General features: G+C 68.7%; 16 protein-coding genes. 12 read left to right on the forward strand and 4 right to left on the reverse strand.

Going from position 1 to position 11,911, the window contains the following annotated elements; translation table 11 throughout:
* Positions 1-39: 39 nt before the first annotated feature.
* Together LV79_RS27395 and LV79_RS34660 are read left to right on the forward strand one after the other, a co-directional pair.
* Positions 40-366, forward strand: coding sequence for a DMT family transporter (locus LV79_RS27395; RefSeq protein ID WP_253841105.1), 327 nt, complete (start codon positions 40-42; stop codon positions 364-366).
* Positions 367-617: 251 nt separating this feature from the next.
* The gene (locus LV79_RS34660; protein WP_344761054.1) at positions 618-956 is read left to right on the forward strand and encodes a TetR/AcrR family transcriptional regulator; all 339 of its coding nucleotides are present in this window, start codon (positions 618-620) and stop codon (positions 954-956) included.
* Here LV79_RS34660 and LV79_RS27405 read toward each other — a convergent pair.
* On the reverse strand, positions 908-1,738 hold the full coding sequence (locus tag LV79_RS27405) for a class II glutamine amidotransferase (RefSeq protein ID WP_253841106.1): 831 nt from the start codon (positions 1,736-1,738) through the stop codon (positions 908-910). The two genes, LV79_RS34660 and LV79_RS27405, sit on opposite strands and share 49 nt — an antisense overlap.
* Before the next feature lie 117 nt (positions 1,739-1,855).
* The gene (locus LV79_RS27410; RefSeq protein ID WP_253841107.1) at positions 1,856-2,065 is read right to left on the reverse strand and encodes a hypothetical protein; all 210 of its coding nucleotides are present in this window, start codon (positions 2,063-2,065) and stop codon (positions 1,856-1,858) included.
* Between the two features lie 120 nt (positions 2,066-2,185).
* Here LV79_RS27410 and LV79_RS27415 point away from each other — a divergent pair, with 120 nt between their 5' ends.
* From LV79_RS27415 to LV79_RS27425, 3 genes are read left to right on the forward strand one after another with little or no spacing between them, the layout of a single operon-like run.
* Complete coding sequence (locus tag LV79_RS27415; RefSeq protein ID WP_285470680.1) at positions 2,186-3,049, forward strand: helix-turn-helix domain-containing protein; 864 nt, start codon at positions 2,186-2,188, stop codon at positions 3,047-3,049.
* Positions 3,050-3,054: 5 nt separating this feature from the next.
* A complete protein-coding gene (locus LV79_RS27420; protein WP_253841109.1) occupies positions 3,055-3,246 on the forward strand; it encodes a DUF397 domain-containing protein in 192 nt (63 codons plus the stop codon).
* Between the two features lie 8 nt (positions 3,247-3,254).
* Positions 3,255-3,431, forward strand: a complete 177-nt coding sequence (locus LV79_RS27425) for a DUF397 domain-containing protein (protein ID WP_253841111.1) — start codon at positions 3,255-3,257, stop codon at positions 3,429-3,431.
* Here LV79_RS27425 and LV79_RS27430 read toward each other — a convergent pair.
* Both LV79_RS27430 and LV79_RS27435 read right to left on the reverse strand, forming a co-directional pair.
* Complete coding sequence (locus tag LV79_RS27430; protein WP_253841112.1) at positions 3,428-3,649, reverse strand: hypothetical protein; 222 nt, start codon at positions 3,647-3,649, stop codon at positions 3,428-3,430. The two genes, LV79_RS27425 and LV79_RS27430, sit on opposite strands and share 4 nt — an antisense overlap.
* Entirely contained in the window at positions 3,634-4,131 is a 498-nt protein-coding gene (locus LV79_RS27435; protein ID WP_253841113.1) for a hypothetical protein, read from the reverse strand. The genes LV79_RS27430 and LV79_RS27435 overlap by 16 nt, the downstream gene beginning before the upstream one ends.
* A gap of 415 nt (positions 4,132-4,546) precedes the next feature.
* On the opposite strand from LV79_RS27435, the gene LV79_RS27440 reads away from it, so the two are divergent.
* The 7 genes from LV79_RS27440 (at position 4,547) to LV79_RS27470 (ending at position 11,908) form a co-directional block, all read left to right on the forward strand.
* Positions 4,547-5,890, forward strand: coding sequence for a replication-associated recombination protein A (locus LV79_RS27440; protein WP_253841114.1), 1,344 nt, complete (start codon positions 4,547-4,549; stop codon positions 5,888-5,890).
* 101 nt (positions 5,891-5,991) lie between these two features.
* Entirely contained in the window at positions 5,992-6,414 is a 423-nt protein-coding gene (locus LV79_RS27445; RefSeq protein WP_253841115.1) for a DUF948 domain-containing protein, read from the forward strand.
* On the forward strand, positions 6,411-6,677 hold the full coding sequence (locus LV79_RS27450; protein WP_301321668.1) for a hypothetical protein: 267 nt from the start codon (positions 6,411-6,413) through the stop codon (positions 6,675-6,677). Before LV79_RS27445 ends, LV79_RS27450 begins: the two co-directional genes overlap by 4 nt.
* A 60-nt stretch (positions 6,678-6,737) precedes the next feature.
* Positions 6,738-9,401, forward strand: coding sequence for an alanine--tRNA ligase (gene alaS, locus LV79_RS27455; protein WP_253841116.1), 2,664 nt, complete (start codon positions 6,738-6,740; stop codon positions 9,399-9,401).
* Positions 9,398-9,892: a Holliday junction resolvase RuvX gene (gene ruvX / locus LV79_RS27460; RefSeq protein ID WP_253841117.1), complete on the forward strand. Its 495-nt coding sequence runs from the start codon at positions 9,398-9,400 to the stop codon at positions 9,890-9,892. Before alaS ends, ruvX begins: the two co-directional genes overlap by 4 nt.
* Positions 9,889-11,076, forward strand: coding sequence for an endolytic transglycosylase MltG (gene mltG / locus LV79_RS27465; RefSeq protein ID WP_253841118.1), 1,188 nt, complete (start codon positions 9,889-9,891; stop codon positions 11,074-11,076). Before ruvX ends, mltG begins: the two co-directional genes overlap by 4 nt.
* Positions 11,063-11,908: a shikimate dehydrogenase gene (locus LV79_RS27470; protein WP_253841119.1), complete on the forward strand. Its 846-nt coding sequence runs from the start codon at positions 11,063-11,065 to the stop codon at positions 11,906-11,908. Before mltG ends, LV79_RS27470 begins: the two co-directional genes overlap by 14 nt.
* Positions 11,909-11,911: the final 3 nt, after the last annotated feature.

An 11,911-nucleotide genomic window follows, 5' to 3' on the forward strand; every position in this document is an offset into this window, starting at 1 on the left:
GCTCGTACATGTACGGATGTCCAATACCGGGGAGTGGTCATGCTCGCGTGGGTGTACCTGGGTTTCGCGATCCTGTTCGAAGTGGTCGCGACCAGCCTGATGAAGTCGACCCAGGGCTTCACCCAGCTGTGGCCGACGGTCGCGGTGGTCAGCGGCTACCTCATCGCGTTCTTCATGCTCGCGAAGTCGTTGCAGCAGGGCATGTCCATCGGCGTCGGCTACGCGATCTGGTCGGCGCTGGGCACGACGGTGATCGTGGTCGTCGGCGCCCTGTTCCTCAACGAGGCGCTCACCCCGGTGAAGATCATCGGTGTCGCCCTGGTCGTCGCGGGCGTGATCACCCTCAACCTCGGCGGTGCGCACTGAACCGCCGCCGCGATCCCCAGGCCCGGCGCCAGGAGATCGTCGACGCCGCCTGCGCGCTCATCCCGACCCTCGGTGTCGCGGGCCTGACCCACCGGGCCGTCGCCGCGCGCGCCGGTGTCCCCGTCGGCTCGACCACCTACTACTTCGCCACCCTGGACGATCTGACCACGGCGGCGCTCGAACAGGTCACCCAGTCCTGGACCGCCGACCTCGCCGAGCTCGAAGCCGAGATCAAGACCGCCGACGACCCGATCGCCGCGCTCGTCGCCCTGTCCCTGTCGTACCAGGGCGGCGAGCGCGCGGTGGTCGAAGCCGAGCTGTACCTCGCCGCGACCCGTAGACCCGAACTGCGCCCCCTCGCCGACTGCTGGCGCACCGCGCTGGTCGACGTGCTGACCCTCCGGTTCCCGCAGGACCGCTCGCGCGCCGCCGCGGTGTTCCTGGACGGCGTGCTGCTCGACGTCCTGAGCAACGCCACCCCGCTGGAGCCCGCTGCCGTCACCGCCGCCCTCCGCGCACTGCTGGGCACGCCGGTGACGGCTCACCCCGCGGCGGGGGCGAAGGGCCGGATTTCCTCCATTCCGTCATAAGTGGTCAGGTACGTCGACTCGGGTACCTCCCGCCAGGCTCCGCGCAGGCCGCCCAAGGGCTCGGAGACCACAAGACGCGCGTCGTCGGACAGCGAGTGCAGGTCCGGGTGGTCCGGGTGCTGCTCGCGCAGCGTCGAGATGTCGGTGCTGTGGAACAGAGAGCGGGAACGGCCTTCGCTGGAGTGGCGGAACGCCCAGGTCGTATCGCCGTTAGTGGTCGCGACCGTGAGCTGGATCGGGTAGGTGATGCCGTGGCGTTGCCCCACCCGCTCCACGAAACCGACCGCCCGGGCGACGGCGGCGGGCGGGTCGTGTTCCAGGCCCATGGTCAGCGCGAGGTGGAACAGCACCTCGGAGTCGGTCGACCCCTCGATGGCGGGGTAGAGCTCGGGGTCGACGGCGAGCACCAGGTCGCGCTTGATCGACTGGAAGCCCGCGATCGCCCCGTTGTGCATCCACAGCCAGCGACCGTGGCGGAAGGGGTGGCAGTTGGTCTGTTGTACCGCCGTGCCGGTGGTGGCGCGGACGTGGGCGAACACCCGGCGGGAGGTGGCGTGGGCGGCCAGCTCGCGCAGGTTGTCGTCCTGCCAGGCGGGTTGGGTGACTCGGTAGACCCCGGGTGCCGCCCGGTCCCCGTACCAGCCGATGCCGAAGCCGTCGCCGTTCGTGGTCTCCACGCCGAGCCGGGCCTGTTTGCTCTGCACGATGAGGGAGTTCTCGGGCTTGTAGAGCAGGTCCGCCAGCCGCACTGGCGAGCCGGAGTACGCGATCCACCGACACATGTCGACCTCCTTGCGCCCAAGCCCACCACCGCGATCGTGCCGGGGGCATCGCACGCGCTGGATGAGTCCACCCGGGGTTCCCGTCACCCCATCCGGCGGTTGCTGATAGTTTCCGCGTCAGCTCGCCGCCATCTCGGTCAGCGCCCGGGTCGCCAGCTCGACGAACTGGGTCAGGTTCGCCTGGCTCATCGTCATCGTGTACTCGCCGGACTGCCCGAACTGCAGGGTGGCCTGCCCGCCCTCCACCGAGTCCAGGGTGATCGGGACGTCGTGCGCGAGGTCGACCCAGGCCTCGACAGAGACGCCCGGTTGGGTGAAAAGTGCCATGGAGTGCCGCCTTCGGCTCTAGGGTGGATCTGGGCTCTAAGCCCGACTGTCGTGCTGAACGATAGGGCGACTGTCGGGCCGACAACAAGACCCACAATCGGGTGAACCGAAGGGACCGCCATGGGCCACGCTCGGCCTACATTCGAACGCAGGCAACTGGGCCTGGTGCTTCGCCGGTTGCGGGAACGCTCCGGCATGACACAGCAGGCAGGCGCCGAGGCGGTGGGCAAGGTCCGCTCCCGCATCGTGCAACTGGAGGACGGAACCGCCACGGCCAGCGAGGAAGACCTCCGAACCCTCCTCGATTGCTACACCGTCACCGGCGACGAACGCACCACCGTCCTCGAACTGGGCGCCCAAGCCCGCCGCCGCCAACAGCGGCGAGTGCATGTAGACAATTTGCCTGATGCGTATCGCCGTTTCGCCGACCTCGAGGCCAGCGCGTCCGAAATCAACGTCTACGACACGGGTGTCATCCCGGGGCTGCTTCAGTCGACCGGGTACCTCCAAGCTCTGTTCGCTGAGGCAGAGGGCGTGTGGTGGGCTGCGGACGACACTCAAGCTGAAGACCGCTGGGCCTATCGGATGGATCGCCAGGCGACGATGCTTCGCGAGGGTGATCTCCGCATCATGCGATTCGTCGTCACCGAGGATGCCTTGCGGGCCAACATGGGTGCCCCGGAGATCATGCGCGAGCAGCTGAACCACCTGCTTGGCCTGCTCGACAAGCTGCCTGACCTCAACATTCGGGTTCTTCGAGCGGATGCCTACGGCAATCCGTTGCGGGGCTACGGAATGACGATCCTCGGCTTCGGTGAGCGTGGGGCATCGATCGGCTACTCCTCACCCGTTCTTGGCCCGTCAACTTATTACGACGGCGAACCTGAGACGACGGCTATGATTCGAGCGTTCTACCGGGTGTGGGAAGCGGCTTTGAGTCGCGAAGAGTCCCGCCGGTTGATTCAGCACATCGCGAAGGAGTAACTCCCATGGTCTCCCAGGTCCGGGACACAGGTTGGTTCAAGAGCAGCTACAGCGGCGCCGCCAACGAGACCTGTGTCGAGGTGCGCCTGACCGACACCGCCGTGCGGGTTCGGGACACGAAGAACCGCACCGCTGGCACCCTCGCCATCACCCCGGCAACCTGGACCGCGTTGGTCACCGGCCTCAAGAACGCCTAGGAGGTCCCGTGGACACCGGTTGGTTCAAGAGCAGTCGCAGTGCCGCCGCCGAGGCCAACTGTGTGGAGGTCCGCCTAACCCCCACCACCATCGCCATCCGCGACACCAAGAACCGCACCGCGGGCACCCTCTCCCTCCACCCCACCACCTGGGCCGCCTTCCTCACCACCACCAAGAACGCCTAGGCCCGGTCCAGCCGCCAGCGGACGTAGTCCCGGGCCAGTCGCGCCCGCCGAGCCGATCCCTGGCCGTTGCTGACAGCGATGTGGGTCCAGAGCCCAGCCACATAGCCCGCCCACGCGGTGAGTCCCCGCTCATCAACACCGGCGAACGTGGAGCGGGCTCTGGCCCACCCCTCAGCCTCACTGGGCGTGTGCCCGGCTTCGATCAGTCGCAGCACCATGAACGCGGTGTCGACCCATCGGGCACCCGCACCGGGAACCCGCAGTCGACGACGCGGACGTCCTCGCCGGGCTCGATGCGGAACTGGTCCCCATGCAGGTCGGTGTGCGACAACCGATCCCCGTCGACCAACTCGGGCACCCGCTCGCCGAGCCGGTCCATCGCCCCCACGTCCACCTCCGCCACGACATCAGGCGCCAGCTCGGCGACCTTCGCCCACCAGTCCGTAGGCGCCCACCGCTCTCGCAGCGGCCGCACCCCACCCGCCTCGACCCGGGCGATCCGCTCCACCGCCTCCGCCACCAACGGCAGATCCGGTGACCCCGGAGCCAGGCTCGCCGCCCGTCCCGGCACGAACTCGAACCCCACGACCAGCCAGTCCGCCCCCACCTCAGCGGCCCCGAGGTCGGCGTGGAACAGCACCCCCGGCGCGATCCCCGCCGCCACCCGATTCCCCACGATCTCGTTGCGCAGCCACCGCATCCGCCGGCTGACTCCCGCGACCGCCTTCACAAACGCCCGCTTCCCACCCTCCGCTCGCACCACAACGGCAACGTCACTGGCGCTGCCCCCATCAGCCGGGCGAGCCTCGACCACCACGCCAACGTGCTGCTCAACGACTGCGCGCACCTGTTGTGGCAAGTCCTCCCACTTCAACCGGAGGCTCCTCTCAGTCGGCTCCTACAGAATCCACCCCGGCCAACACTCGGTGGCGGTTCGGCGACCTCCCGCACAGCCAGTGGACGCTCACCGCTTCCATGCCGACCGCACCCCACCTGGACGATCAGCTTCACCACCCCTCCAGATCCGGTGACCCCGGATCCGGAATGGCCGCCCGTCACTGCGCCTTCCTCACCACCACCAAGGACGACCGCAGCACCAGGTAGCGTCGACTCCTGTGGAACAGGAGTTCGACCTCTTCGGCGCCCCCGCCTCCGCTGATGCTGTCCGGAAAGCGCAGGCGAACACGCCTCTAGCGGTCAGGATGCGGCCCGCGACCCTTGACGAGGTCCTAGGCCAAGACCATCTCCTCGGCCCCGGCGCCCCCTTGCGTCGCCTCGTCGAGGGGGCAGCGCCCGCGTCGATCCTTCTCTATGGCCCACCTGGCACCGGTAAAACAACCCTCGCCACCCTGGTCTCCTCCGCCATCGGCCGACGCTTTGTTGCTCTGTCAGCTCTATCCGCGGGCGTTAAGGAAGTCCGAGCCGTCATCGATGAGGCTCGCAAGCGCCTGACGCACTCCGGTGAGTCCACCGTCCTGTTCATCGACGAGGTCCACCGCTTCTCGCGCACCCAGCAGGACGCCCTCCTCGGCGCCGTCGAAGACCGCATCGTCCTGCTCGTTGCCGCTACCACCGAGAACCCGTTCTTCTCCGTGGTCTCCCCCCTCCTGTCCCGCTCGCTGGTACTCCAACTCCAGCCTCTTACCGACACGGACGTCCAGAAGCTCGTCCGTCGCGCGGTCGCTGACGAGCGCGGCCTCAACGCCACCGTCACCCTCGATGACGACGCAGAGGCCCACATCGTCCGTCTAGCCGGTGGTGACGCGCGCAGGGCTCTTACCGCCCTCGAAGCCGCCGCCGACTCAGCTCTAGCTGCCAACGACGGCTCTATCGACCTCGCCACGGTTGAGGCCACCGTGGACAAAGCCGCGGTCCGGTACGACCGACAGGGCGACCAGCACTACGACGTCACCTCCGCGTTCATCAAGTCGATCCGCGGTTCCGACGTCGACGCCGCCTTGCACTACCTGGCCCGCATGGTCGAGGCAGGCGAAGACCCCCGGTTCATCGCCCGCCGCCTCGTCGTGCACGCCAGCGAGGACGTCGGTATGGCCGACCCGACCGCGCTCCAGGTCTGCGTCGCCGCCTCCCAGGCCGTCCAGCTCATCGGCATGCCCGAGGCCAGGCTCGCGCTGGCCCAGGCCACGATCCACCTGGCCACCGCGCCCAAGTCCAACGCCGTCATGGTCGCCTTCGACTCCGCGCTCGCCGACGTCCGCTCTGGCGCTACCGGGCAGATCCCGACCCACCTGCGCGACGGCCACTACGCGGGCGCCAAGAAGCTCGGCAACGCCACCGGCTACCGCTACCCCCACGACGTGCCGGAGGGGGTCCTCACCCAGCAGTACCCGCCGGACGACCTCCGCGGGCGCGACTACTACGAACCCACCCAGCGCGGCGCCGAGCGGCACCTCGCCGACCGGGTGCCCAAACTGCGCCGGGTCATCCGCGGTGAGTAACCGGTTCGCCCGACACCGCCACGCCCGCGCACACTGGTATGGCAACCGGCACGGTAGCCTGGCGCCGATCAAATCCGGGGTCAGGCCAATGAGGAGGGCTCGTGACAGCAGGGCAGATCGCCGCGCTGGTGGCCGCAGGCGCGTTCGTGCTGCTGGTTGTGCTGCTGGGCATCGTGCTGGCCAAGCTCGGCCGCACGCTCGACGAGGCCACCATCGCGATCCGCAAGGCGCACGAGAACAGCGACCCGCTGTTCCTCGGCGCCAACACCACGCTCAACCACGTCAACACCCAGCTCGAGCGGGTCGACGGGATCACCGCCAACGCCCAGGCCGTCACCGGCAACGTCTCGGCGCTGACCTCGGTGTTCACCGCCACGCTCGGCGGTCCGCTGGTCAAGGCCGCCGCGCTGTCCTACGGCGTCAGCAAGGCCATCCGCGCGCGCCGCAAGGCCAAGGGCGAGATCGAGGGCAAGCACTCCCGTTCCGGCCGCCGCCGCTCCGGGCGCAGGGGAGCCAGGTCATGATCCGGCGCGTCTTCTGGCTCGGCGTCGGTATCGCCGCTGGAGTCGCTCTCAACCGCAAGGTGAAGCAGACCGCGCACGCGGTCACCCCCGCGGGCATCGCGAACAACGTCGGCGACGCCATGCGTGAGCTCGCTGGCGCTATCGGCGCGTTCGGCGCCGACGTGCGCGCGGGCATGGTCGAGCGCGAGGATGAACTCGCCGACGCCGTCGAGCGCCGCTCTGGCGTCACCCCCGGCGCGCGAGCGCGTAGGGCGAACGGCTGACTCTTAGGCCGTTCGCCGCGCACCCGACCGCCGAACCCTGACAGCTAGAGGACACAGCCAGTGCAGACCCACGAGATCTCCAACCGCTTCCTGGACCACTTCAAGCGCAACGGCCACACCCAGGTGCCGAGCGCGTCGCTGATCTTCGAAGACCCCAACCTGCTGTTCGTCAACGCGGGCATGGTCCAGTTCAAGCCGTACTTCCTCGGGCAGGCCCCGGCGCCGTGGCCGCGCGCCACCAGTGTGCAGAAGTGCGTGCGCACCGGCGATATCGACGAGGTCGGCAAGACCACCCGGCACAACACGTTCTTCCAGATGGCGGGCAACTTCTCCTTCGGCGACTACTTCAAGGCCGGGGCCATCGAGCTCGCGTGGGAGCTGATCACCAAGAGCGTCGGCGACGGCGGCTACGGACTCGACCCGGACCGTCTCTGGGCGACTGTCTACAACGACGACGACGAGGCCCTCGAGCTCTGGCGCAAGATCGCCGGGCTGCCCGAGGAGCGCATCCAGCGCCGTGACGGCCTGGACAACTACTGGGACATGGGCGTGCCCGGTCCCGGTGGCCCCTGCTCGGAGATCTACTACGACCGCGGCCCCGAGCACGGCCGCGACGGTGGCCCCGTCGCCGACGAGGACCGCTACCTGGAGATCTGGAACCTCGTCTTCATGCAGGACGAGCGCGGCGAGCAGAGCCCCAAGCAGGGCCACAAGCCGATCGGGTCGCTGCCGACCAAGAACATCGACACCGGCATGGGCATCGAGCGCGTCGCGACCCTGCTGCAGGGCGTCGAGAACGTGTACGAGACCGACCTGGTGCGCCCGGTCATCGGTAAGGCCGAAGAGATGTCGGGCCGCCGCTACGGCGCCGGTAACGCTGTCGACGACGTTCGCTTCCGCGTCATCGCCGACCACGCGCGCAGCGGCATGATGCTCATCGCCGACGGCGTCACCCCCGGCAACGAGGCTCGCGGCTACGTCTTGCGCCGCCTGCTCCGCCGCATCGTTAGGTCTGTCCGCCTGCTCGGCGTGAACGAGCCTGTCTTGGGTGAGTTCGCGGCCGTCGTGCGCGACACCATGTCGCCCTCTTACCCCGATCTGGCCAACGACTTCCCGCGCATCGAGTCCGTGATGCGCAAGGAGGAAGAGGCCTTCCTGGCCACCCTCGTCAGCGGGTCGAAGATCTTCGACCTCGCCGCCGACCAGGTCAAGGCGGACGGTCGCGCGCAGCTGCCCGGCGACAAGGCCTTCCAGCTGCACGACACCTACGGCTTCCCGATCGACCTGACCCTGGAGATGGCCGCCGAGAAGGGCCTGTCGGTCGACGAGACGGGCTTCCGGGAGCTCATGGCCGAGCAGCGCGCCCGCGCCAAGGCCGACGCCGCGTCCCGCAAGACCGGCCACGGCAACCAGACCGTGTACCGCGACCTCTTGGCGCAGGGGCCGACCGAGTTCCTCGGATACGAGACCCTGTCCGCTGAGGCCACTGTGCGCGGCCTGGTCCGCGAGGGCGCCCGGGTTCGTAGTGCGTCCGAGGGCGAGATCGTCGAGGTAGTGCTCGACCGGACTCCCCTGTACGCCGAGTCCGGTGGCCAGGAGAGCGACGCGGGCACCATCACCGCTCCCGGGGTGGAGCTAGAGGTTCTCGACGTCCAGAAGGTCGCCCGCAAGCTCTGGGTGCACCAGGTGCGCGTGCGTAGCGGCGAGATCGTCGAGGGGCAGAACGTAGAGGCCCTCGTCGACGCTGAGTGGCGTATCGGCGCGCGGCAGGGCCACTCCGGCACGCACGTCGTGCACGCGGCCCTGCGTGAGGTCCTAGGCCCGACAGCGCTGCAGAGCGGCTCTTACAACAAGCCGGGCTACCTGCGTCTCGACTTCGCTTGGGGCAACGCCCTTTCGCCGGAGACCCGCAGCGAGATCGAAGAGGTCTCGAACCTCGCCGTGCGCAAGGACCTGCCCGTCCGCGTGGTCTACACCGACATGGGGGGCGCGCAGGACTTGGGCGCGGTCGCCCTCTTCGGTGAGACCTACGACGAGACCGTGCGCGTCATCGAGATCGGTGGCCCGTGGTCGCGCGAGCTGTGCGGTGGTACCCACGTCGAGCACTCGTCGCAGATCGGTCCGATCACCCTGCTCGGCGAGTCCTCGGTCGGCTCCGGTAGCCGCCGCCTTGAGGCCTACGTCGGCATGGACGCGATGCGCTTCCTGGCCAAGGAACGCGCTCTTGTGCAGAACCTCGCCTCGATGCTCAAGGTGCCCGACGCCGAGGTGCCCGGTCGCGTAGAGGCCCTGCTCGACCGCCTCCGCAACGCCGAGAAGGAGCTGGAGAAGCTCCGCGCTGGCCAGCTGCTGTCCTCCGCGGGCGACTTGGCCGACAAGGCCGAAGACATCAACGGGACCGCTCTTGTCGCGTTGAAGGCCCCCAACGGCGTTAGCGGTAACGACCTCCGCACGCTGGCGACCGAGGTGCGCAACCGGCTCGGTACGCGGCCTGGCGTCGTTGCCCTGTTCTCCGTCGATGGGGACAAGGTGAGCTTCGTCGTCGCCACCACCTCCACCGCGCGTGACGCGGGGATCGCTGCGGGCAAGCTCGTTCCGTCGTTCTCGTCGGCCATCGAGGCGCGCGGCGGCGGCAAGCCCGACATGGCGCAGGGTGGCGGGACCAACGCGAACGGTGTCGACGAGGCGGTGAACGCCCTGCGCAGGGCGTTGGGCGGCTCGTGAAACCCAAGCCGGACCGGCCCGGAGCCGACGACCCGGGGCGTGGCCGCAGGCTCGCCGTGGACGTCGGCTCCGTCCGCGTCGGCGTCGCCGTGAGCGATCCGACTCCCATTCTGGCCACTCCGCTCGTTACGCTGTCCCGCGACGAGCGGTCGGGCAGTGACCTCGACCGGCTCACCGAGCTCGTCGCCGAGCACGAGGTGGTCGAAGTGGTGGTCGGGTTGCCAAGGACGCTCGCCGCGCGGCACGGCGTTGCCGCGGAGGCCGCGCACGCCTACGCGGTCGCCCTCGCGGCCAAGGTCGCCCCGGTGCCCGTCCGGCTCGCGGACGAGCGGTTGACCACGGTCGCCGCCACCAGGATGCTCAGCGACCGCGGCGTCAAGGGCAAGCGGCAGCGCGCGGTGGTCGACCAGGCGGCCGCCGTGGAGATCCTGCAGTCGTGGCTCGACGCCCGCTCGACGGCGCTCGCACGATCTGCGGAGGCGGAATCATGACCGACGAACTCGGCTTCTTCGAGGAAGACGAGGAGCAGCCCGCCAAGCGCAAGCCGCGCCGCGACCGCAGGCGCGTCAAGCTCGCGGTGTTCGGCCTGGTCCTGCTCGCCATCATCGGCGGCGGCGTCTGGTACGGCATCCGCACCCTCTCCGGCATCGGCGGCTACGACGACTTCTCCGGCGCGGGCGAGTCCGACGTGGTCGTCGAGGTCAAGGGCGGCGACAGCACCGGCGTCATCGCCAACCGGCTCAAGGAGGAGGGCGTCGTCGCCAGCGCGCGCGCCTTCACCGAGGCCGCCGAGTCCGAGTCGAAGGTCCGCGCGATCCAGCCGGGCTTCTACGTCATGCGCACCAAGGTCTCCGGGACCGACGCGGTCGCCAAGATCGTCAACCCGGCCTCCCGGGTGGGGAACCTGCAGATCAAGGCCGGTACCCAGTTCGACGACGTGACCAGCGGCGCCACTGTGACACCGGGCGTGTACACACTGTTGTCCAAGGCTTCATGCGCCGAGCTCAACGGCAAGAGCACCTGCGTTCCCGTCGAGGAGTTGCGCAAGGTAGTGGAATCGGCCGATCTGACCACGCTCGGTGTTCCCGACTGGGCCGTGCCGGACGCGTCGAAGTCGCCCGAGCCCAAGCGCAAGCTCGAGGGCCTGATCATGCCGGACGTGTACGAGGTCCGGCCGGGGTCGACCGCCGAGGAGCTGTGGAAGAAGCTCATCGCCGACTCCTCCGCGCTGCTGCAGAGCGTCGGCATGCCCGCGCTGGCCGACGCCACCGGGTTCACCCCGTACCAGATGCTCGTCATGGGCTCCCTCATCCAGCGCGAGGCCATCGCGGGCGACTTCTCCAAGGTCTCCCGCGTCACCTACAACCGCCTCGCGAAGACGATGAAGCTCGAGTACGACTCCACGGTCAACTACGTCCTGGACCGCCCCGCGATCCGCACACGCCCCGAGGACCGCGCGAAGTCCGGCCCGTACAACACCTACGCGAACACCGGGTTGCCTCCTACCCCCATCGCAGCGGTGAGCCGAGAGGCCTTAGAGGCGGCGGCTAAGCCTGCCGAGGGGACCTGGGTGTTCTTCGTGCGCTGCCAGAAGGACGGCACGTCGTGCTTCGCGAACACGCTCGACGAGCACAACGCGAACATCGCCCTAGCGCAGCGCAATGAGGCCTACTGACGTTCGACGGGCAGCCGTCCTCGGCTCGCCTGTCGCACACTCGCTGTCGCCAGTCCTGCATGGGGCGGCTTTCGAGGCCTTGGGCCTGCCGTGGACCTACGACCGCGTCGAATGCGATGAGGCAGGTCTGCCTGCTCTGGTTTCCTCTTTGGGTGACGACTGGGTAGGGCTATCGGTCACCATGCCCGGTAAGCGTGCCGCGTTGTCTTACGCCTCAACGGCGACGCCGCGCGCGGTCGCTGTGGGTGCCGCCAACACTCTTGTCCGTGCCGACGGAGGTTGGCTTGCCGACTGCACGGATGTGGATGGGGTTACCGGCGCCCTTCGTGCCGCCGACTTCTCTGGCGGTTCGCTGGGTGTGGTTCTTGGGGCAGGCGGAACTGCCTGTGCGGCACTGGCGGCCTTTGCGGACTTGGGGATTACCTCGGCTGTTGTTGTCGTCCGCGAACCTTCTCGCGCTGGCGAGGCCGTTGACTGCGCTGCCCGCCTCGGGTTGCCGCTAGAGGTGTTTCGTTGGTCCGACACGGACTTCTCCGCTCTAGCAGCCTCTTGCGCTGTCTTGGTGAACACGGTCCCGCCTGCCGCCACTGAGCCCTTGGTCGCGTCGCTGGCTTCTACCCGCCACCTGCTGGACGTCATCTACCACCCGTGGCCGACTCCTCTCGCCACCGCGGTCTCTGAGGCGGGCGGAACTGTCACTACAGGCCTGGACATGTTGCTGCACCAGGCATTCGGGCAGGTCGTCCACTTCACCGGCCAGTCCGCGCCGCGCGCTGCAATGCGTTCTGCTCTGGTCGCGGCCACCGGTGGGGTCCACGCCCTGCCGATCTAGCTT

Source organism: Actinokineospora globicatena, assembly GCF_024171945.1.
GTDB lineage: Bacteria > Actinomycetota > Actinomycetes > Mycobacteriales > Pseudonocardiaceae > Actinokineospora > Actinokineospora globicatena.

Bases quoted from the DNA above. Each gene is read 5' to 3' on its own strand.
- LV79_RS27395 (WP_253841105.1), top strand. From the start codon at position 40: ATGCTCGCGTGGGTGTACCTGGGTTTCGCGATCCTGTTCGAAGTGGTC.
- LV79_RS27405 (WP_253841106.1), bottom strand. From the start codon at position 1,738: ATGTGTCGGTGGATCGCGTACTCCGGCTCGCCAGTGCGGCTGGCGGAC.
- LV79_RS27410 (WP_253841107.1), bottom strand. From the start codon at position 2,065: ATGGCACTTTTCACCCAACCGGGCGTCTCTGTCGAGGCCTGGGTCGAC.
- LV79_RS27415 (WP_285470680.1), top strand. From the start codon at position 2,186: ATGGGCCACGCTCGGCCTACATTCGAACGCAGGCAACTGGGCCTGGTG.
- LV79_RS27420 (WP_253841109.1), top strand. From the start codon at position 3,055: ATGGTCTCCCAGGTCCGGGACACAGGTTGGTTCAAGAGCAGCTACAGC.
- LV79_RS27430 (WP_253841112.1), bottom strand. From the start codon at position 3,649: ATGGTGCTGCGACTGATCGAAGCCGGGCACACGCCCAGTGAGGCTGAG.
- LV79_RS27435 (WP_253841113.1), bottom strand. From the start codon at position 4,131: ATGCGGTGGCTGCGCAACGAGATCGTGGGGAATCGGGTGGCGGCGGGG.
- LV79_RS27450 (WP_301321668.1), top strand. From the start codon at position 6,411: ATGATCCGGCGCGTCTTCTGGCTCGGCGTCGGTATCGCCGCTGGAGTC.
- mltG (WP_253841118.1), top strand. From the start codon at position 9,889: ATGACCGACGAACTCGGCTTCTTCGAGGAAGACGAGGAGCAGCCCGCC.
- LV79_RS27470 (WP_253841119.1), top strand. From the start codon at position 11,063: ATGAGGCCTACTGACGTTCGACGGGCAGCCGTCCTCGGCTCGCCTGTC.